The 21,045-nt window shown below is 35.0% G+C and carries 15 protein-coding genes; 11 read left to right on the top strand and 4 right to left on the bottom strand.

Annotated elements, in window-relative coordinates; translation table 11 throughout:
* Positions 1 to 64: 64 nt before the first annotated feature.
* From B7R67_RS10840 to cls, 3 genes are all read right to left on the bottom strand, one after another.
* Positions 65 to 445 (bottom strand): YybH family protein, encoded by a 381-nt coding sequence (locus B7R67_RS10840; RefSeq protein ID WP_088070303.1) that lies wholly within the window; start codon positions 443 to 445, stop codon positions 65 to 67.
* Between the two features lie 153 nt (positions 446 to 598).
* Positions 599 to 1,552 (bottom strand): UV DNA damage repair endonuclease UvsE, encoded by a 954-nt coding sequence (gene uvsE, locus B7R67_RS10835; protein WP_088070302.1) that lies wholly within the window; start codon positions 1,550 to 1,552, stop codon positions 599 to 601.
* Positions 1,553 to 1,600: 48 nt separating this feature from the next.
* On the bottom strand, positions 1,601 to 2,794 hold the full coding sequence (gene cls / locus B7R67_RS10830) for a cardiolipin synthase (RefSeq protein WP_088070301.1): 1,194 nt from the start codon (positions 2,792 to 2,794) through the stop codon (positions 1,601 to 1,603).
* Positions 2,795 to 3,005: 211 nt separating this feature from the next.
* Between cls and B7R67_RS10825 the strand changes: the two genes are divergently transcribed.
* The 6 genes from B7R67_RS10825 to B7R67_RS10800 all read left to right on the top strand — a co-directional run bounded on the left by B7R67_RS10825 (position 3,006) and on the right by B7R67_RS10800 (position 14,083).
* Complete coding sequence (locus tag B7R67_RS10825) at positions 3,006 to 5,114, top strand: (Fe-S)-binding protein (protein ID WP_088070299.1); 2,109 nt, start codon at positions 3,006 to 3,008, stop codon at positions 5,112 to 5,114.
* A gap of 136 nt (positions 5,115 to 5,250) precedes the next feature.
* Positions 5,251 to 6,429, top strand: coding sequence for an acetyl-CoA C-acetyltransferase (locus B7R67_RS10820; protein WP_088070297.1), 1,179 nt, complete (start codon positions 5,251 to 5,253; stop codon positions 6,427 to 6,429).
* Positions 6,430 to 6,901: 472 nt separating this feature from the next.
* Positions 6,902 to 8,032, top strand: coding sequence for an acyl-CoA dehydrogenase (locus B7R67_RS10815; RefSeq protein ID WP_088070295.1), 1,131 nt, complete (start codon positions 6,902 to 6,904; stop codon positions 8,030 to 8,032).
* Positions 8,033 to 8,154: 122 nt separating this feature from the next.
* Positions 8,155 to 11,394, top strand: a complete 3,240-nt coding sequence (gene icmF / locus B7R67_RS10810; RefSeq protein ID WP_088070293.1) for a fused isobutyryl-CoA mutase/GTPase IcmF — start codon at positions 8,155 to 8,157, stop codon at positions 11,392 to 11,394.
* Positions 11,395 to 11,824: 430 nt separating this feature from the next.
* On the top strand, positions 11,825 to 12,157 hold the full coding sequence (rpoE, locus tag B7R67_RS10805) for a DNA-directed RNA polymerase subunit delta (RefSeq protein WP_088070291.1): 333 nt from the start codon (positions 11,825 to 11,827) through the stop codon (positions 12,155 to 12,157).
* Positions 12,158 to 12,481: 324 nt separating this feature from the next.
* On the top strand, positions 12,482 to 14,083 hold the full coding sequence (locus B7R67_RS10800) for a CTP synthase (RefSeq protein WP_088070289.1): 1,602 nt from the start codon (positions 12,482 to 12,484) through the stop codon (positions 14,081 to 14,083).
* Between the two features lie 125 nt (positions 14,084 to 14,208).
* On the opposite strand, the gene B7R67_RS10795 is transcribed toward B7R67_RS10800, so the two are convergent.
* Positions 14,209 to 14,733, bottom strand: coding sequence for a DUF2529 family protein (locus tag B7R67_RS10795; RefSeq protein ID WP_088070286.1), 525 nt, complete (start codon positions 14,731 to 14,733; stop codon positions 14,209 to 14,211).
* A gap of 202 nt (positions 14,734 to 14,935) precedes the next feature.
* On the opposite strand from B7R67_RS10795, the gene B7R67_RS10790 reads away from it, so the two are divergent.
* From B7R67_RS10790 to rho, 5 genes are all read left to right on the top strand, one after another.
* Positions 14,936 to 15,313, top strand: a complete 378-nt coding sequence (locus tag B7R67_RS10790; protein ID WP_088070284.1) for a response regulator — start codon at positions 14,936 to 14,938, stop codon at positions 15,311 to 15,313.
* A 294-nt stretch (positions 15,314 to 15,607) separates the two neighbouring features.
* A complete protein-coding gene (locus tag B7R67_RS10785) occupies positions 15,608 to 16,462 on the top strand; it encodes a class II fructose-bisphosphate aldolase (protein WP_088070282.1) in 855 nt (284 codons plus the stop codon).
* A 600-nt stretch (positions 16,463 to 17,062) separates the two neighbouring features.
* Positions 17,063 to 18,361, top strand: coding sequence for a UDP-N-acetylglucosamine 1-carboxyvinyltransferase (locus B7R67_RS10780; RefSeq protein ID WP_088070270.1), 1,299 nt, complete (start codon positions 17,063 to 17,065; stop codon positions 18,359 to 18,361).
* Between the two features lie 71 nt (positions 18,362 to 18,432).
* A complete protein-coding gene (gene glpX / locus B7R67_RS10775; RefSeq protein WP_088070268.1) occupies positions 18,433 to 19,398 on the top strand; it encodes a class II fructose-bisphosphatase in 966 nt (321 codons plus the stop codon).
* Positions 19,399 to 19,731: 333 nt separating this feature from the next.
* Positions 19,732 to 21,006, top strand: coding sequence for a transcription termination factor Rho (rho, locus tag B7R67_RS10770; protein ID WP_088070266.1), 1,275 nt, complete (start codon positions 19,732 to 19,734; stop codon positions 21,004 to 21,006).
* Positions 21,007 to 21,045: the final 39 nt, after the last annotated feature.

Raw genomic sequence — 21,045 nt, 5'->3', positions numbered from 1 at the left:
TACACTGAAATTAATTTAAGGAAACAAAGTCTTAACAGAAACACGATTCCTCCCTGTTACATTTCTAAATTGTATCCTCTGATGGGCTGCTTAAATGCTCATGAATGACCTTCCAGTGGCCTTGTTCATTCTTTACAAATACATTTGTAGCTCTACCATGACCTCTTACAAATTTCCCATTTAAATAACCTTCATATTGAAATTGGTAAGTACAAGAAGCGGAACTTTGACCGGTTGTTAACCAAATAATATTTGTAGCTGAATAAATTTCCTCTTTAATAACATCCCAAGCATTTTCAAAGTAATGTTGAATTTCTTGTATGGAGTTACATGATTGATCTGAAAACCAATAAATCGCATTCTCATGAATAAACCTTTTTACTTCGTTAAAATCATGTGTATTTGTTGCCGCTATATACTGTTGTAACGCGTTTTGATAATCCATTTAAAGACCGCTCCTTAATAAAAGATTTTCAATGCTTTTAATGAAGTTCTTGCCAGATGAATAGTCTATAAACCATCATATCATTAGTGACTGAAATCTTGTTCTGAAAGCAGAAAAAAACCAATCCGTCATCTGGATTGGTTTACTCTCTTATTAGACTTCGATTATTCCACCGCTAATTCTTTTATAACCTCTCAATTTTGATAAGTCTTCCATTAATCTTAATAAAGCTAGGTCTTTTTTCTTTGACTCGATCATTATATCGATATCATTTCCAATTGATTTAGCAACATCAAAAAAAGGTTTAACAAAATCAAGGTCAATAAAATCTGAGTGGGCACGAAACTCTTTTTCTGATTTAGGCGATGAGATATGTATTTTAGGGATTAAGTTTGTTTTTGACCAAGTTGAATAAATAAGTGGTAATAACTCCTCTAATGGTTCTTCACACAAATTCGCCATATGATGATGGTAGTCAAAAACGAGGGGAATACCTTCGTTTTTACATACCATTAAAGTTTCAGAGGTCGTATATGTTTTATCATCATTTTCTAACGTCATTTGTTTCTTTATATGTGGAGGTAACTTTTTTATATTTTCATAAAAGCGTTTAATCGCAAGCTCTTTATTGCCATATGCCCCTCCTACATGAATATTAATGACACTTTCATCAGAGATTCCCATTGCTTCGAGGACATGGTAATGATACGCCATATCGATGACAGCATTATCCGTAATATGCGGTTTATCGCTTGTAAATAGCGTAAATTGGTTAGGATGAAAGCTAACTCTTAATTCATGGCTTTTAATAAAGTTACCTATTTCTTTAAACTGTTTACGGAATATGTTTAAATAATCAAATTCTACATCTGGATGGGTTGCTAAAGGCACCATTGAAGAGGACATTCTGTATAAAGGGATTTGTTGTCCTACATTATAATGGAGTGCCCTAAATGTATTTTCAATATTTTGTGATGTGACATGAATTAGTTTTTCTAACCGTTCATCTTTTTCCATCGATTTGTAACGGGTAAAAGTCAAAGTCTTTGCAGGCGAACAATTATATAAAGATAATGCATGGGACACATATCCAAATCGAATTCTCATTTTTTGTTCACCTCGTAATTGAATTTCGATTAAATTGGAAATCAATCATTACATTAATGGAGAAAGGAGCTTAGAAACCAGCTTTCGGCATTTCCATAAGAATGTTGTGTTTTTATAATATTCGATTGGATAAGTTTTAGAAAGTTCCAAGTCGTTCAAAAAGATTTCTTTTATTTTCAAAATGAATGATTCACTTGAAAAAATACAACTCCATTCATCATTAATACATAGACTTCTTCGATCAAAGTTAACTGAGCCTACGTCACAGCTTTGATCATCGATTAATATTACTTTTGCATGAAAGAAACCTTTCTGATAATGGTATACTTGACCGCCGCCTTGTAAGATTAAAAGGAGATGAGGAAAGCTAGCCTCCTTCACTAATCTGTGATCTTCTTTTTCGGGAACCATTACAGAAATATGGACACCTCGTTTAAGGGCTGCTAATAAAGCATTCATCAGTTTTTTTGTTGGAATAAAATAGGGTGTACCGATATAAATATGTTTGTTTGCATTATCAATTAAATCTTTATAAAGGTTCTCAATACGTATAAAGTCTGATGAATAGAAATGATGTTCAATCTTTCCTTTTTCTAATTCTTCGGCATGGATCAATGAGAAGGAATCACCACCACTCCTAACCCAGTCTTTTAAAAATTGAAGATGTAAATCGATTACTCCTTCGCCAGTCATTCGAATATGATAATCTCTCCAATACCCTAATTCTTCATCGAAACCAATATATTCTTTTCCAATATTAAAACCGCCAAAATAGCCGATTCTTTGGTCAATTACAGTGATTTTACGATGGTTACGGTGTTGAAATCGATAGAGAGTATATGGAAATCCTAAACGTCGATTAAAAAGAACTTCAACGCCATTTTGTTTCAGCTTTTTTATTCGATCTCGCTTGAAACGAAAACTTCCAATCCAGTCAATTAATAAGCGCACATGTAATCCTTCACAAGCCTTTTTTTCTAGTAAAGTTAAAAATTTTTCAGACGTATCGTCATTTCGAACAATATAAAAAAGCATAGAAATACTAGAGGTTGCACCTTTTATATCATCCAAAAGATGTTTATAAAGCTCATTACCGTCCGTTATTAGCGTTGTTTCACTAGATCTTTTTTTAAACGGACAAGGTTCATCATATTTATGAAATGCCTTAAAACCAAAATAAAGATCTAAGATAGCAAGGAGTATAAGAAATAGAAGGACAATTAAGCAAATGCAAAGAATCATATTAGTAAACTCCTTTAACTTTTACGTGTTGATAGTATGACCATGAACAAAGAAGATTATGAAAAAGGGCTCATTAAAAAGAAAAAGTGTTGACTGAATGGTCATTCATAATATAATTAAATTATATATTGTCAGAATATTATTATGGTTATAAATTTTTAAAAAGTAAGCGTTTTATTTATAACCAGTGAAATTGGGGGAGGAATACATCATGGATCATGCACTTTTGTATTTGAACGCACTAGGGTTTGTGGCAATTACAGTTTATGCACTTTATTTATTCATTTACCTAATTAAGACAAGATTAGCCTACATCAAGCTTGGTAAAAAAGAAGAGTTTGAACGAAATTTTAAAGAACGTTTTCAAAAAATATGGGTAAACGTTTTTGGTCAAAAAAAGCTTTTAAAAGATAAGAAAAGTGGATTTATCCATTTATTATTTTTCTATGGTTTTATTTTAGTTCAAGCAGGAGCTTTAGACTTTATATTACGAGGTTTAATCCCTGGGGTACATTTACCACTTGGACCATTATATGGTGCATTTACATTCTTTGAAGAAATGATTGCATTGTTAATTTTAGTCGCAGTTGTTTGGGCATTCCATAGAAGATATATTGAAAAATTAGTTCGATTAAAAAGAGGATGGAAAAGCGGTTTAGTATTAATTTTTATCGGTTTATTAATGCTATCAACACTTTTTGGAAATGGTATGGCGATGATTTGGAACGGAGAAAGTACAAGTTTCCATGAACCAATCGCATCATTAGTTGCAACAATCTTTGGTGGGATTAGTGAGCCATTATCAGTTTCATTCTTCTACGTTGCGTGGTGGATCCATTTAATTACGCTATTAACTTTCTTAGTGTACGTACCTCAATCAAAACATGCACACTTACTTGCTGGTCCAGCAAACGTATATTTTAACCGTCTAACGAAAGCAGGAAAATTAGAGAAAATTGACTTTGAAGATGAAACACAAGAATCTTTTGGAGTTGGAAAAATCAGCGACTTCCGACAATCACAATTAATCGATTTATATGCATGTGTTGAGTGTGGTCGATGCACAAATGTTTGTCCTGCTACAGCAACAGGAAAAATGTTATCTCCAATGGATTTAATTTTAAAACTTCGTGATCATTTAACAGAAACTGGTGCAGTTGTAACATCAAGAGCACCTTGGGTACCAACTGTTGCGTTTTCAAAGACAAAAGGTAATCAATTAGCATTTGCTTCTCAAGGAAAGCAAGAAACGGCAGCAACATTAGAATATAGTCCAAGTTTAATAGGTGATGTCATTACTGAGGAAGAGATTTGGGCTTGTACAACTTGCCGTAATTGTGAAGATCAGTGTCCAGTTATGAATGAACATGTTGAAAAAGTAATTGACCTTCGTCGTTATTTAGTTTTAACAGAAGGTAAAATGCAACCAGATGCTCAACGTGCCATGACGAATATTGAGCGCCAAGGAAATCCGTGGGGATTAAACCGTAAAGACCGTGAAAATTGGAGAGAACTTGATGAAAGTATCCATATTCCAACTGTAAAAGAGGCTGGAAAAGCTGGGGAAGAAATCGAATATTTATTCTGGGTTGGCTCCATGGGTTCTTATGATAACCGTAGCCAAAAAATCGCTTTAGCCTTTGCAAAATTAATGAATGAAGCAGGAATCAAGTTTGCCATTTTAGGTAACAAAGAGAAGAACTCTGGTGATACTCCAAGACGTTTAGGTCAAGAGTTCCTATTCCAAGAATTAGCTAACAATAATATCGCGGAAATCGAAAAAGCAGGTGTGAGTAAATTAGTAACGATCGATCCTCATGCTTACAACACATTTAAAAATGAATATCCTGATTTTGGATTATCGATTGAAGTTTACCACCATACAGAGTTGTTATCTAAGTGGGTAAAAGAAGGTAAATTGAAGCCGATACATCAAATTGACCAAGTGATCACTTACCATGATTCGTGTTATTTAGGACGTTACAACGAAGTATATGAAGCACCTCGAGACATTCTTCGAGCTATTCCAGGTGTCACATTAGTTGAAATGGAACGTAAGCGCGAAACAGGTATGTGCTGTGGAGCAGGTGGTGGATTAATGTGGATGGAAGAGCATGTCGGTAATCGAATTAATGTAACGCGTACTGAACAAGCACTTGCTGTTAGCCCGAATGTAATTGGAACTGGCTGTCCATATTGCTTAACAATGTTATCAGATGGAACAAAAGCCAAAGAAGTCGAAGAAAGTGTTAAAACACTTGATATAGCTGAGCTTTTAGAGTTATCGGTTTTTGGAGATAAACAAAATCAAGCTTCATAAGAGTTCTATCAGTATCAAATTTTCATAAAATATCAATGAAAGGTGTGCAGCTCGTACACCTTTTTATTTGCCAATGCGGTTTATTAAAGGTTTTTTATAGAGGAGAAATCGTTAAAAATCTAAGGGGGAATTTGGGATGAGTAAAACAGTTATCGTTAGTGCAGTTCGTACGCCAATCGGTCGTTTTGGAGGTATGTTAAAAGGCTTCAGTGCTGCTGAGCTTGGAGGTATTGCAATTAAAGAAGTTTTGAACCGTGTTAACCATCCTTTGGAGTCAATTGATGATGTAATTATGGGAAGTGTATTACAAGGTGGCCAAGGACAATTACCATCAAGACAAGCATTACGTAATGCAGGATTACCTTGGGAGACAAGAACGGAAACTGTTAATAAAGTATGTGCGTCTGGGATGCGCAGCGTAATGCTTGCGGACCTATTGATTCGTTCTGGAGAAAGTAAACGAATTGTAGCAGGTGGAATGGAATCAATGAGTAATACACCGTTTTATCAAACTTCGTTAAGATGGGGAAATAAAATGGGAAACACAGAATTAAAAGATGGCATTCTAAAAGATGGTTTGACTTGCTCATTTACTGGTGTACATATGGGTACTTATGGAAGTGAAGTGGCTAAAATTGAAGAGTTATCACGTGAACAACAAGATGAGTGGGCACTAAGAAGCCATCAACTTGCAGTTAATGCGATTAAATCAGGTAAATTTAACGAAGAAATTGTTATGATTGAGTCTGTTGATCGAAAAGGTGTCGTAACAAAAATTGAAGTAGACGAATGTCCAAGAGAGGATACTTCGATTGAGAAATTAGCTAAGCTATCACCAGCATTTGATCGTGATGGAACAATTACAGCTGGAAACGCACCTGGAATCAATGACGGAGCTGCGGCACTTTTATTAATGAGTGAAGAAGAAGCAAAACTTAATGGCTACTCACCATTAGCTAAAGTAGTTGCAACAGAATCAATTGCTGTTGAAGCGAAAGACTTCCCAAGAACGCCTGGATATGTAATCCAAAAATTATTACAGAAAACGAATAAAAAAGTTTCAGATATAGACTTATTTGAAATAAACGAAGCATTTGCAGCAGTTGTTCTTGCTAGTGCGAAAATAGCTGAGATACCACTAGAGAAAATTAATGTAAATGGTGGAGCAATTGCTCTAGGGCATCCAATTGGGGCAAGTGGTGCAAGAATCATCGTTTCATTAATTAATGCTCTAAAAGAAAGAGGCGGTGGCTTAGGAATCGCTGCTATCTGTAGTGGTGGTGGGCAAGGTGACGCAGTGTTGATTGAAGTTTAGGGATAAGAGCAGGTAGAGCAGGAAAAGAAAAGTAGGTTAGGGAAGAAAAAAGAATTCATTTCTTTGTTCTACTCTCCTGAACCTGCTTTTCCTTGTTCCTGATTTTAAAAATTTTTCTACAAAAAATAACAGGAATTTTCAGACTTTTGTCTAATATTATTCAAAGTAGACAATCTTTTTAGGTAAAGAAAACTCGTCAATTGGCGAGCCTTTAGGCGAAGACATAGGCTTAGTTGCACATAATACTTAAAATAGGCAACTATGTCGAGTTATCTACACCGAAGCCAATTTATACTTTCTTAATGTGCAAAAAAAACAAAAAATGTTAACGCTTACAAAATTCAACAAAATGAATAAGGCAAGGTTTAGTGAACAGGTGATGGAAAGGGAATAGGATATAGAAATGGATTGATTTTTATTCTCTATTTCATTTGGTTCATTCTTGTCCTTGCACAAATCGGGGGAAAGAAGCATGCAATTTCGTTTAAGTGAAGAACATGAAATGATTCGTAAAATGGTAAGGGATTTTGCAAGAAATGAAGTTGCTCCATCGGCTGCTGAGCGTGATGAGCATGAGAAATTTGACCGTTCAATTTTTGATCAAATGGCAGAGTTAGGATTAACGGGAATTCCATTCCCTGAAGAGTATGGTGGAATCGGTAGTGATTATTTAGCGTACGTTATTGCAGTTGAAGAGCTTTCAAGAGTTTGTGCTTCAACAGGAGTGACTTTATCGGCACATACTTCTTTAGCGAGCTGGCCGATCTATAAGTTTGGTACGGAAGAACAAAAGCAAAAATATTTAAAGCCATTAGCACAAGGAACAAAAATCGGTGCTTACGGGCTAACTGAACCAGGATCTGGATCAGATGCTGGTGGGATGAGAACAACTGCTAGAAAAGAAGGAAATGAATATATATTAAATGGTTCTAAAATATTTATTACAAACGGTGGAGAAGCAGAGATTTATGTAGTTTTTGCGATCACTGATCCGACAAATAAGCATGGGATTTCTGCATTTATTGTTGAAAGTGATTCACCTGGCTTCTCAGTTGGTAAAAAAGAAAGCAAATTAGGCATTCGTTCTTCACCAACAACAGAAATCATTTTTGAAGAATGTCGTATTCCAGCTGAAAACCTTTTAGGTGAAGAAGGTAAGGGCTTTAAAGTTGCAATGCAAACACTTGATGGTGGTAGAAATGGAATTGCTGCACAAGCTGTTGGGATTGCGCAAGGGGCTTTAGATGCAGCGGTAGATTATGCAAAAGAGCGAGTTCAATTTGGTAAACCAATTATTGCGCAACAAGGTATTGGATTTAAACTTGCGGATATGGCAACAAGTGTCGAAGCAGCTCGCCTATTAACCTATCAAGCTGCTTGGTTAGAGTCAAATGGTCTTCCATATGGCAAAGAATCAGCGATGTCTAAATTATTTGCAGGAGATACTGCAATGAATGTTACAACAGAGGCTGTACAAGTATTTGGCGGATACGGATATACAAAGGAATATCCTGTTGAACGCTTTATGAGAGATGCTAAAATTACTCAAATCTATGAGGGTACACAAGAAATTCAGAAACTAGTAATCTCTAGAATGCTATAAAACGATTAATTTCTTTATTTTGCATTACGAATGATCAAATCAACTTGGTATAAGGATAATGAATTGCCTTTTGCCAAGTTTTCTTTCTGATAAGGTAATTATGATTTCGGGGGATGAATAGTATGGTAGAAAAATATCAAGCTAAACATAAAATTCGTTTTGTTACTGCTTCAAGCTTATTTGATGGTCATGATGTGTCAATCAATATGATTAGAAGGTTATTGCAAGAAAATGGGGTAGAAGTAATTCATTTAGGTCATAATCGTTCTGTAGAGGAAATAATAAACGCAGCAATTCAAGAAGATGTACAAGGTATTTCAATTTCTTCCTACCAAGGTGGACATATGGAATACTTTAAATATATGTATGATTTACTTCAAGAAAGAGGTGCTTCTCACATCAAATTATTTGGTGGAGGAGGGGGCGTAATCTTACCTCGTGAGCAAGAAGAATTAGAAGCATATGGAATTACTAAAATCTATTCGCCTGAAGATGGTCGAACAATGGGACTTCAAGGAATGATTAACCATATGTTACAAAGCACAGATTTTATGCCACCTTTAAAAGAGTTAGAAAATGTGCAAAAACTATCAGCAAAACAACATAAAGAGATTGCTAGACTGATTACGCTAGCTGAAAATAAAGGCTCATTAGATTCGAGTTTAGAAATGGCTGCAACATTAGAGAAGCCAGAAACTAGTAAAAGTGTAGTAATTGGTATGACAGGAACTGGTGGTGCTGGAAAGAGTTCATTAACAGATGAGCTAGTAAGAAGATTTATTCAAGAGTTTCCGGAAAAAACAGTTGGGATCGTATCGATTGATCCAACGAAACGAAAAACAGGTGGAGCGTTATTAGGTGACCGTATCCGCATGAATTCGATTCACCATCCAAACGTGTACATGAGAAGTTTAGCAACTAGAAATAGCCAATCCGAAATCTCAAATGCATTGGAAGATACGATCTCAATCTTAAAATTAGCGGATTTTGACGTTATCTTTGTAGAGACAAGTGGTATTGGCCAAGGTGATGCTGCAATTACGCAATATAGTGATATTCATTTGTATGTAATGACGAGCGAGTTTGGAGCACCTTCTCAATTAGAAAAGATTGATATGATTGACTTTGCTGATTTAATTGCGATTAACAAGTTTGAACGTCAAGGCTCTGAAGATGCGTTGCGTCTAGTTCAAAAACAATATCAACGTAGTCGTCACCTTTTCCATGATGATTTAAATACAATGCCTGTATATGGAACGATCGCTAGTCAATTTAACGATGCAGGGACAAATAATTTATTTTTAGCTTTAACAGGTGCAATTGAGAAGCACACAGCAAAGGAATGGACTACAACTTTTATTAAACCTGGAAATGTTGAAAAACAACACGTCATTATTCCAAGTAATCGCCGTTTTTATTTAAGAGAAATCGCAGAAACGGTTAGAAACTACCATGCAAATACTGAAATAGAAGCAGCGAAAGCTTCAAAACTATATCAAATCGAAGGTACTCTTTCTGAAATTGAATCACTTAAGATTGAAGATGGAAAAAGCACATTAGTTGATTTGAAAAATAAATTTGAAGATTCTCTTGCACCTACGACAAAGCAAGCTCTTAATCATTTTAAATTGATTAAAGAAGCTTATTCAAAAGATCAACTTACACAAAAGATTAGAGATAAAGAAATTAAAGTTGAACTAACAACAAAAACACTATCTGGTACGAAAATACCTAAAGTATCCGTCCCAACTTATCGTGACTACGGTGACTTATTAAGATGGGTTGCAAAAGAAAATGTACCTGGATATTTTCCATTCACAGCAGGGGTGTTTCCATTTAAACGCCAAGACGAGGATCCGAAGAGACAATTTGCTGGTGAGGGACCACCTAGTCGTACAAATAAACGATTCCACTATCTGTGCGAAAATGATCCAGCTAAGCGCTTAAGTACAGCATTTGATTCTGTAACTCTATATGGTGAAGATCCAGCAATTCGTCCTGATATATTTGGGAAAATTGGAGAAAGTGGAGTAAGTGTTTGTACGTTAGATAATATGATTGAACTTTATAAAGGATTTGATCTATGTAGTCCTTCAACATCCGTTTCAATGACGATTAATGGCCCAGCACCAATCATTTTAGCGATGTTCTTAAATACAGCTATTCATCAACAAGTTGAAATAAAAGAAAAAGAATTAGGTCGAATTTTAACAGTTGAAGAATTTACAGTAGTAAAACAGTCTACATTACAAAAAGTTCGTGGTACAGTTCAAGCTGATATTTTAAAAGAAGATCAAGGACAAAATACATGTATCTTCTCTACAGAATTTGCGCTAAAAATGATGGGAGATATTCAACAATATTTTATTGATAATAGTGTACGTAACTATTACTCAGTATCAATTTCTGGATATCATATTGCTGAAGCTGGAGCAAATCCGATTTCCCAACTTGCTTTCACTTTATCAAATGGGTTTACTTATGTTGAATACTACTTAAGTCGTGGCATGAAGATTGATGATTTTGCACATAATCTATCATTTTTCTTTAGTAATGGGCTTGATGCCGAGTATTCAGTAATCGGCCGTGTAGCAAGAAGAATTTGGGCAGTAACTATGAAAGAAAAGTATGGAGCATCTGAACGAAGTCAAAAACTTAAATACCATGTTCAAACTTCTGGGCGTTCATTACACGCACAAGAGATGGCATTTAATGATATTCGCACAACTCTACAAGCTTTATTGGCTTTATATGATAATTGTAATTCACTTCATACAAATGCATATGATGAGGCTGTAACGACTCCTACTGAGGAATCTGTAAGACGTGCAATGGCTATTCAACTGATTATCCAAAAGGAAAATGGACTATCGAAAAATGAAAATCCAATCCAAGGTTCATTTATCATTGAACAATTAACAGACTTAGTTGAAGAAGCAGTATTAAAAGAGTTTGAAAGAATTAGTGATCGCGGTGGTGTATTAGGGGCAATGGAGCTTCAATATCAACGTGGTAAAATACAAGAAGAATCACTTTATTACGAAACATTGAAACATAACGGAGAACTTCCAATCATTGGAGTGAATTCTTATATCAATCCAAATGAACAAATGGAATCAATCAATACAATGGAAATCGCTAGATCAAGTTACGAAGAAAAACAATCGCAAATTGACCATGTAGCGGAATTCCAATCAAAACACAAATCAGAAGCCCAAACTGCTTTAGATCAATTGAAACAAGTTGCCCGTCAAAACGGTAATTTATTCGAAGAGCTAATGAATACAGTACGATTTGCAAGTTTAGGCCAAATTACACAAGCATTATATGAAGTTGGCGGTCAATACCGTAGAAATATGTAAGAAGTTCGAAAAAAAGCACGGAGTAGTAATTATGAAGTGGTTATTCTAGATTTCTTTTTAAGAAAACATTTTTTATTAATGAAAGTAGATTGGAACGGAAGGATTCTCGACTCCTGTGGGAAATGCGGGGAGGCTCAGCTCACGCCCCACGGAAAGCGAGCATCCTGCAGTGGAAATCCAGATGGCATCCTTGATGACAAGCAACAAAGATAGCGTTTCAACATTAAAAAAGTGAGCGTCTTTTTTAGACGCTCATTTTACTATTTTCATAAAAAATTAATCTAATATTGAAAAATATAGTCTAGGTGCTAGCATATTTAACTTAGTTTTGTTTATAATGAAAGATATGTATTTTATAACTAACAAGTAAAATTTATACATAATGTTATTGAATTATGGTGAAAATATTATTTTTAAAGGAGTGCTTACCTTGAGTTTAAAGCAATACTCGGAAGAGCAATTAAAAGAATTATCGTTAATTGAATTAGCATATGAACTTTTTTCTGAAACGAAGGAACCAATTTCGTTTTATGATTTAGTTGACCAAATGGCAACTGTACTAGGTGTTACGAGAGAAGCACTTTTAGAAAAACTTCCACAATTTTATACTGAATTAAATATTGATGGACGCTTCGTATGTTTAGGTGAAAATCGCTGGGGATTAAGAGCTTGGTATCCATATGATCAAGCTGAAGAAGAAGTATTACCAGTTGCAAAACCTAAGAAGAAACGTAAACCACTAGATGAGGAAGATGAACTATAAGCTCTTGACTTTTAGATAGTGAATGAGTAGAATTCTTATTGGGCTCTTTAAAAAAGAACGAAATATATTTGACGCTCCCTATTTTAAATAGGGGGCGTCTTTGTTTTTTTCAGAAAACTTGTATTAAGAAGTAAAGTGAATGCTTTATTCATGTTTCTACCAAAATGTTAAATCTTAAGAATTTGCATGAAAAAAACCTATTTTGGAAGACAATAAAGCATGCATACAAATTGTTATTAAAATTTTTTTATAAAACTTTAGCTTTGTAATTTCTTGTATGGAAAAAATAAAATACGAATGCTAAAAAATGAAAGGGGCTCAATTATGACAAAGTATATTTTTGTAACAGGTGGCGTAGTTTCTTCTCTTGGTAAAGGGATTGTTGCAGCATCTTTAGGACGACTACTAAAAAACAGAGGGTTAAATGTAACGATTCAAAAGTTTGACCCATACATTAACTTAGACCCAGGAACAATGAGTCCTTATCAACACGGTGAAGTTTTCGTAACAGATGATGGAGCTGAAACAGACTTAGACTTAGGTCACTATGAAAGATTCGTTGATATTAATGTAACTAAATTTAATAATGTAACTTGTGGTAAAGTTTATTCCACTGTTTTACAAAAAGAGCGTCGTGGAGACTATCTAGGTGGAACTGTACAAGTTATTCCACATATTACAAATGAAATTAAAGATAAAGTTTTCCGTGCAGGTCGTGAAACGAATGCTGATGTTGTAATCACTGAGATTGGTGGAACTGTTGGGGACATCGAATCATTACCATTTATCGAAGCAATTCGTCAAATTAAAGGTGATGTTGGTCGCGACAACGTAATGTATGTTCACTGTACACTTCTTCCATATATTAAAGCGGCTGGTGAGTTAAAAACAAAACCAACACAGCATAGCGTAAAAGAACTTCGTAGCATTGGTATTCAACCAAATGTCATCGTATTACGTTCAGAAACATCTGTACCACAAGAAATGAAAGATAAAATTGCTCAATTCTGTGATGTAGATGCGAAAGATGTAATTGAATGTGTAGATGCAGAAACTCTTTACGAAATTCCGTTAGCTCTTCAAGCTCAAGGATTAGATGATATTGTATGTAATCATTTAAAATTACAAACAAATGAAGCGAATATGACAGAGTGGATTGCATTAGTAGATAAAGTTAAAAATCTTACAAAATCTACTAAGATTGCTCTTGTTGGTAAATATGTTGAATTACAAGATGCTTACATCTCTGTAGCAGAAGCATTAAAACACGCTGGATATGCTTTTGATAGTGAAATTGAAATCAAATGGATTAATGCTGAAGAAGTTACAACAGCTAACGTAAACGAGCTTTTAAGCGATGTTGATGGAATCCTTGTACCAGGTGGATTCGGTGATCGTGGTGTAGAAGGTAAAATTTTAACTGCTCAATTCGCACGTGAAAATAACATACCATTCTTAGGAATTTGTCTAGGTATGCAAATTGCTTCAATTGAATTTGCTAGAAATGTATTAGGATTAAAAGGTGCACACTCAGCTGAAATCGATCCAACAACTAATTATCCAATCATCGATTTATTACCGGAGCAAAAAGATGTTGAAGATTTAGGTGGTACATTACGTTTAGGTTTATATCCATGTAAATTAGTAGAAGGTTCAAAAGCGTTTGAAGCATACGGTGAAGAAGTTGTTTATGAGCGTCACCGTCATCGTTATGAGTTCAACAATGAGTACCGTCAACAAATGGAACAAGAAGGTTTCATTTTCTCAGGTACAAGCCCAGATGGTCGTTTAGTTGAAATTATTGAGTTACCAAACCACCCTTGGTTTGTAGCATCACAATTCCACCCAGAATTTATTTCTCGTCCAAATAGACCACAACCATTATTCAGAGACTTTGTTGGAGCAACACTTAAAGGTCGAGAATAAGAGAAGAAGTTTAAAGGTTTCAACCAGTCTGATAATCAGATAAATAGGACTTTGTCCACACACTGAAACACCCAATAGTATTTTATTATTGGGTGTTTTTTTTACTTTTTATTTTAAAACGACAGTTAGTCAAAATCGGCTATGATTTCGTTGATCGTTAGTAGTAGGCAGTGGTAGATAAACAATCCTACAAGTAGAGTAGGGAAGCCAATTCGATCTCCTTCATCGGTAGGCACTAATTTTCTCGTTAATTCGTAGTTAATAAATACATCAGCTAAATCAGATAATTGGTCTTCATGATTAATAGTAGTAGAGACGATTACAAGCCCAATATTTAATTCAGTTAATTTTTTTGCAATGTCAATTGCTTCTTGATCATTTGTTTGTCTAGTAAATAGAAGGACACGATCAACTGGAGATAATGATTGAATCTCTCCGTTACTAAATAAAGGTTTAATTGAGTCACTTTGCTCAGCGCCTTCAGTGATTTCAGAAACGATTCCTACGAATTCTTTTGTGCCGTGAATGTAAACAGTTCCCTCACCTATTATAGCTTGTGCTAGAAAGCGAGAAGCATCTTCAAATACTTCCTCCTGATTTACTATTTTTTGAAAAACTCCATTTAATTGAGTAGTAAAAATTTTTAACATTTAATAAGACTCCCTCTTATAAAAGTATGTGCTACCCATTATACTTTAAATTAGGTACAGACTTAAAATTAAAAGAGAGTATTTTTTTGTAAAAAATATCATTGGTTGCAGGAAAATAGGACTTCTAAGTAGAATGTAAAAATTTAGGGGAATTTGTATTTTTTTCAATTAAGCTTATCTGGTTAGAAAGGTGGTACTATTTTTGGGTAGTAAATTACTTATAGTAGACGATCAGTACGGAATTCGTTTGCTTTTACACGAAATTTTCAAGAAAGAAGGCTATGAGGTATTTCAAGCTGCGAATGGTTTTCAAGCAATTGATATTGTGGTAAAGGATTGTCCTGACTTAGTCATTCTTGATATGAAAATACCAGGTATGGACGGAGTAGAGATTTTAAAACGAATCAAAGAAATTAATAAAGATATCAAAGTAATCTTGATGACGGCTTATGGTGAATTAGATATTATTGAAGAAGCAAAAAAATTAGGTGCACTACAATATTTTCCAAAACCATTTGATATTGATGAAATAAAAAAGGTTGTTAGAGAATATACATCTCAACCGCAATCTCAGCAGTAAAATAGCAGATGGGCAGCGGACCATCTGCTTTTTTTTTCATCGATATAATTGAAAGCGTTTTCGGAAATCACGAAAAATAGCTGTTGAAATCCAACCTAATTTACCGAAATGTTACGATAATACGAACGTTAAATGATTTGGGTTGTGTTTTTTAAGCTTTTTTTGTATTCTTAGGTTGTGATATAAATACCACATAATTTACATAATATAGAACAATTTGTTGCATTCTATTCTTGTTAGTACAATTATGGGTACAGATTAATTTCCATTAAAAGATTATAAGGAGGGCTTATAATGCCTTTAGTATCTATGACTGAAATGCTTAATAAAGCAAAAGAAGGTAAATATGCAGTTGGTCAATATAACATTAATAACTTAGAATGGACTTTTGCTATTCTTACTGCTGCTGAAAGAGAACAATCTCCAGTAATTCTTGGTGTATCTGAAGGTGCAGCAAAATACATGGGTGGGTTTAATACTGTTGTAAAAATGGTAGAAGGTTTATTAATTGATTTAAAAATTACTGTACCTGTAGCAATTCATCTTGATCATGGTTCAAGCTTTGAAGCATGTAAATCTGCTATCGATGCTGGTTTCACATCAGTTATGATCGATGCTTCTCACGATCCATTTGAGCAAAACGTTGAAACAACTAAAAAAGTTGTAGATTATGCTCATTCTAAAGGTGTTTCAGTTGAAGCTGAATTAGGAACAGTTGGTGGACAAGAAGATCACGTTGTTGGTGACATCATTTATGCTGATCCAGCAGAGTGTAAAGAACTAGTAGAACGTACTGGTATTGATTGCTTAGCTCCAGCATTAGGTTCTGTACATGGACCATACAAAGGTGAACCAAAATTAGGTTTCGACGAAATGGAACAAATCGGTAACGAAACAAACGTACCATTAGTTTTACATGGTGGAACTGGAATCCCTACTGAACAAATTCAAAAAGCAATTGCTCGTGGAACTGCTAAAATTAACGTAAACACTGAAAATCAAATTGCTTTCAACAAAGCTGTACGTGAATTTGTTGCAAACGACGAAAAACAGTACGATCCTCGTAAAATCCTTGGACCAGGACGTGAAGCGATTATCGCAACTGTTGCTGGTAAAATTCGTGAGTTCGGTACTAGCAACAAAGCATAATATTTTAAGTTATTCAGCTTGAAATATGATATAGTATTAATAACTAAGCCGTCTAAAATTATTTTTAGACGGTTTTCTTGTTTCTGAAGGAAAATAAGGTTACGATCAAAAGGTTGAATCTCGATAGGCAATTTAAAACACTGTATAGTAAACACTAGGGAGTTTAGTCGTTCGAGGTTTCAATGAAGCAGGAAATGAAATAATGGTCGATTTGATAATTATTTTTTTAGTAATAAATTAGAGTTTTTTTTAATTTGACTTGAAGACATTGGACAATAATGATTAGAATTAGTTTAGGGCTAACTGTTATTTAAAAATACGTTTCATCTTCTAGAATCTATTTCAGTAAATAGTAACGTAAAAACGAACAAAGCAAGATCAATGTTAGCTCAGTTTTTCTGGAAATTGGAGATTTTGCAGTTCATAATGTTAGGCTATTTTAAGGCAAATGTCTTTACATTAGAGTGCACCTCTCGTATAAACTAAGATTAGGGAAATAGAAATTTGGAGAAAATAGGTAGAAACTTACCCGAAGGTTGAGAAGCTTAAAATTTTACTTCTCTACTATTTTCTTCTGCTCATTTTAGAAGGGAGTATACTATGGAAAAGCTTGTATTAGAAGGCGGTATACCTTTAAAAGGGACAATTCGAGTCAGCGGAGCTAAAAATAGTGCTGTAGCATTGATTCCAGCAACTATATTAGCAAGCTCACCAGTAACACTTGAGGGTGTTCCTTCTATTTCAGACGTTCAAACACTCTGCGACCTTTTAGAGGAAATTGGTGGACAAGTAGAAATGTCTGATGAAAAAATTATGATTGATCCAACAAATATGGTTGCTATGCCACTTCCAAGTGGAAAAGTAAAAAAATTACGAGCTTCATATTATTTAATGGGTGCAATGTTAGGTAGATTTAAGCAAGCGGTTATAGGCCTACCAGGTGGATGTTATCTTGGTCCAAGACCTATCGATCAACATATAAAAGGTTTTGAAGCATTAGGTGCAAAAGTAACAAATGAGCAAGGTGCAATCTATTTAAGAGCAGAAGAGTTAAAGGGTGCACGTATATACTTAGATGTAGTTAGTGTAGGTGCAACGATCAATATCATGTTGGCTGCAGTTTTAGCAAATGGTAGAACCGTTATTGAAAACGCTGCAAAAGAGCCTGAAATTGTCGATGTTGCAACTTTACTAACAAGTATGGGTGCGAAAATTAAAGGTGCCGGAACTGATGTGATCCGTATAGATGGTGTAGAATCGTTATCAGGTTGTACACATACGATTATCCCAGACCGAATAGAAGCAGGAACTTATGCTATTTTAGCTGCTGCGACTGTACAAGATGGAGACCAAGTAATCGTTGATAATGTAATTCCGCATCACTTGGAATCGCTTATTGCAAAAATGAGAGAAATGAATATTGATATTGATACAAATGATGATCAAATTATCGTAACTGGGTCCAATAAACAGTTGAAATCAGTTGATATTAAAACACTAGTTTATCCAGGTTTTCCAACTGATTTACAGCAACCATTTTCTGTTCTTTTAACGAAAGCAAATGGAACAGCTGTTATAACGGATACAATTTATGGTGCGAGATTTAAGCATATAGATGAACTGAGAAGAATGAGTGCAACGATTAAAGTTGAAGGTAGTACAGCTATTATATCTGGACCATCAGAGTTACAAGGCGGTCGTGTAAAAGCAAGTGATTTGCGTGCTGGTGCTGCATTGGTTATTGCAGGGCTAATTGCTGAAGGTAAGACAGAACTTACTGGACTAGAGCATGTTGATAGAGGATATGAAGATTTAGTTGAAAAGCTTTTAGGATTAGGAGCAAATGTATGGCGTGTTCAATTGACTAAACAAGAAGTTGAACAATTAAAAAATGCGTAAATAGTATGTCTACATACTCCGATTTAACATAATTATAGTAGTTTTCATTTACATCAAAGGGGGAGTTTTAAATGGAAAGAAGTTTATCGATGGAATTAGTACGTGTTACTGAGGCAGCAGCACTTGCATCTGCAAAATGGATGGGTCTTGGTAAAAAGGATGAAGCGGATGATGCTGCAACAACAGCAATGCGTGATGTATTTGACACGATTCCGATGAAAGGAACAGTTGTAATTGGAGAAGGAGAAATGGATGAAGCTCCAATGCTATACATCGGTGAAAAGCTTGGAAATGGATATGGTCCAAGAGTAGACGTAGCGGTAGATCCACTTGAAGGAACAAATATCGTTGCATCTGGCGGATGGAATGCATTAGCTGTTATCGCGATTGCTGACCATGGAAATTTATTACATGCACCTGATATGTATATGGAAAAGTTAGCAGTAGGTCCAGAAGCTGTTGGTAAAGTTGATATTAATGCTTCTGTTCTTGAAAACTTAACTGCAGTAGCACAAGCAAAAGGAAAAAATATTAATGAAGTAGTTGCAACTGTATTAAACAGAGAACGCCACGCAAAATTAATCGAAGAAATTCGTGCAGCAGGTGCTCGAATTAAATTAATCAATGATGGCGATGTTGCTGGTGCGATTAACACGGCATTTGATCATACAGGTGTTGATATTTTATTCGGTAGTGGTGGAGCTCCAGAAGGTGTAATCGCTGCAGTAGCTTTAAAATGTTTAGGTGGAGAGCTTCAAGGTAAGCTATTACCTCAAAATGAGGAAGAGGTTGAGCGTTGCAAACGCATGGGTATTGAAGATACAAACCGTGTATTATACATGGACGATCTAGTTAAAGGTGATGACGCGATTTTTGCAGCTACAGGCGTAACTGACGGTGAATTATTAAAAGGCGTACAATACAAAGGGAATGTAGGAACTACTCATTCATTAGTAATGCGTGCTAAATCAGGAACAGTTCGTTTTGTAGATGGAAGACACAGTTTAAACAAGAAACCTAACCTAGTTATCAAATAATATCAGATTACCTACCTCGAGAAATAAGTGTTTTTTAGTCAATCTGAAACTTATATAATGATTTACTAGAATAATGACTCTTTCCTTTTTTCTCCAAAGGGAAGGGTCATTATATAGTTTCGTCGAAAAATAGTTGGCATAAAAAACTCTTTCGAATTATAATCTCAATAGATAGTAAACCTATTTAATTCTAATTACTTAGAATATTTTTAGGGGAAAAGGTTACACTAAAGAGTAATACTTTATGTAAGTTTCCTTCAAAAAACCTTCTAAATAACCTTCCGAATTAAGAAAATCCTAATTTGAATGAATAAAAGTAAAGAGTGGTGCTGTATGAGTTTAACGATCTCTGCATTAGAAAATATGAAATTAAAAGATTTGTATGAACATGCGAAAGTAATGAAAATTTCGTATTACAGCAAATTAACGAAAAAAGAACTTATTTTTGCAATCTTAAAGGCGCAAGCTGAAAAAGATGGATTAATGTTCATGGAAGGTGTACTTGAAATTATACCTTCAGAAGGGTATGGATTCTTACGTCCAATTAACTATTCACCAAGTTCCGAGGATATTTATATTTCTGCGTCTCAAATTCGTCGATTTGATATGCGTAATGGTGATAAGGTTTCTGGAAAAGTACGTCCACCTAAAGAGAATGAAAGATACTTTGGATTACTTCAAGTGGAAGCGGTTAATGGAGATGATCCTGAAAATGCGAAAGAGCGCGTTCACTTCCCAGGACTTACAGCATTATATCCGAATAGACAAATGAAACTTGAAACATCACCTGCAAAATTTTCAACGAGAATTATTGATATGATTGCCCCAGTAGGATTTGGTCAACGTGGTTTAATTGTTGCTCCTCCAAAAGCAGGTAAAACAGAACTATTAAAAGAAATCGCTAATAGTATCACAACAAATCACCCTGAAGCAGAACTAATTGTATTATTAATTGATGAACGTCCTGAAGAAGTAACGGACATTGAACGTTCTGTTAAAGGTGACGTTGTCAGTTCGACATTTGATGAAACACCTGATAGCCATATAAAAGTTGCTGAATTAGTATTAGAACGCGCAATGAGACTAGTAGAGCATAAGAAAGATGTCATCATTTTAATGGATAGCATTACTAGACTTGCTCGAGCATACAATTTAGTTATTCCTCCAAGTGGTCGTACATTATCAGGGGGGATTGACCCTGCTGCATTCCATCGACCAAAAAGATTCTTCGGTGCTGCACGAAACATCGAGGAAGGTGGAAGCTTAACGATCTTAGCTACAGCTTTAATCGACACTGGTTCTCGTATGGATGATGTCATTTACGAAGAGTTTAAAGGAACTGGAAATATGGAGCTTCACCTTGATCGTTCATTAGCTGAACGTCGTATTTTCCCAGCAATTGATATTCGTCGTTCTGGTACACGTAAAGAAGATTTATTAATACCAAAAGATCATCTGGACAAGCTATGGTTAATGAGAAAAACGATGTCAGATATCCCTGACTTTGTTGAACGTTACTTCAGAATGCTTCGTCAAACAAAAACAAATGAAGAATTCTTTAACACGATGACGGAAGAAAGTCGAAAAACACCAGTTACTAACAAGTAGTTGGAAGATATAAGCAATCTATAAGGAAAAATAGTGGGT

The sequence above is a fragment of the Gottfriedia luciferensis genome (genome assembly GCF_002156865.1).
Taxonomy (GTDB): domain Bacteria; phylum Bacillota; class Bacilli; order Bacillales; family Bacillaceae_G; genus Gottfriedia; species Gottfriedia luciferensis.
The sequence above is the reverse complement of the archived record's forward strand: the minus strand, read 5'-3'. Positions and strand labels throughout refer to the sequence as shown.

What these genes read in the sequence shown, in the direction of transcription:
- B7R67_RS10840 (WP_088070303.1), bottom strand. Translation starts at nt 445, where the DNA reads ATGGATTATCAAAACGCGTTACAACAGTATATAGCGGCAACAAATACA.
- uvsE (WP_088070302.1), bottom strand. Translation starts at nt 1,552, where the DNA reads ATGAGAATTCGATTTGGATATGTGTCCCATGCATTATCTTTATATAAT.
- cls (WP_088070301.1), bottom strand. Translation starts at nt 2,794, where the DNA reads ATGATTCTTTGCATTTGCTTAATTGTCCTTCTATTTCTTATACTCCTT.
- B7R67_RS10825 (WP_088070299.1), top strand. Translation starts at nt 3,006, where the DNA reads ATGGATCATGCACTTTTGTATTTGAACGCACTAGGGTTTGTGGCAATT.
- B7R67_RS10820 (WP_088070297.1), top strand. Translation starts at nt 5,251, where the DNA reads ATGAGTAAAACAGTTATCGTTAGTGCAGTTCGTACGCCAATCGGTCGT.
- B7R67_RS10815 (WP_088070295.1), top strand. Translation starts at nt 6,902, where the DNA reads ATGCAATTTCGTTTAAGTGAAGAACATGAAATGATTCGTAAAATGGTA.
- icmF (WP_088070293.1), top strand. Translation starts at nt 8,155, where the DNA reads ATGGTAGAAAAATATCAAGCTAAACATAAAATTCGTTTTGTTACTGCT.
- B7R67_RS10800 (WP_088070289.1), top strand. Translation starts at nt 12,482, where the DNA reads ATGACAAAGTATATTTTTGTAACAGGTGGCGTAGTTTCTTCTCTTGGT.
- B7R67_RS10795 (WP_088070286.1), bottom strand. Translation starts at nt 14,733, where the DNA reads ATGTTAAAAATTTTTACTACTCAATTAAATGGAGTTTTTCAAAAAATA.
- B7R67_RS10785 (WP_088070282.1), top strand. Translation starts at nt 15,608, where the DNA reads ATGCCTTTAGTATCTATGACTGAAATGCTTAATAAAGCAAAAGAAGGT.
- B7R67_RS10780 (WP_088070270.1), top strand. Translation starts at nt 17,063, where the DNA reads ATGGAAAAGCTTGTATTAGAAGGCGGTATACCTTTAAAAGGGACAATT.
- glpX (WP_088070268.1), top strand. Translation starts at nt 18,433, where the DNA reads ATGGAAAGAAGTTTATCGATGGAATTAGTACGTGTTACTGAGGCAGCA.
- rho (WP_088070266.1), top strand. Translation starts at nt 19,732, where the DNA reads ATGAGTTTAACGATCTCTGCATTAGAAAATATGAAATTAAAAGATTTG.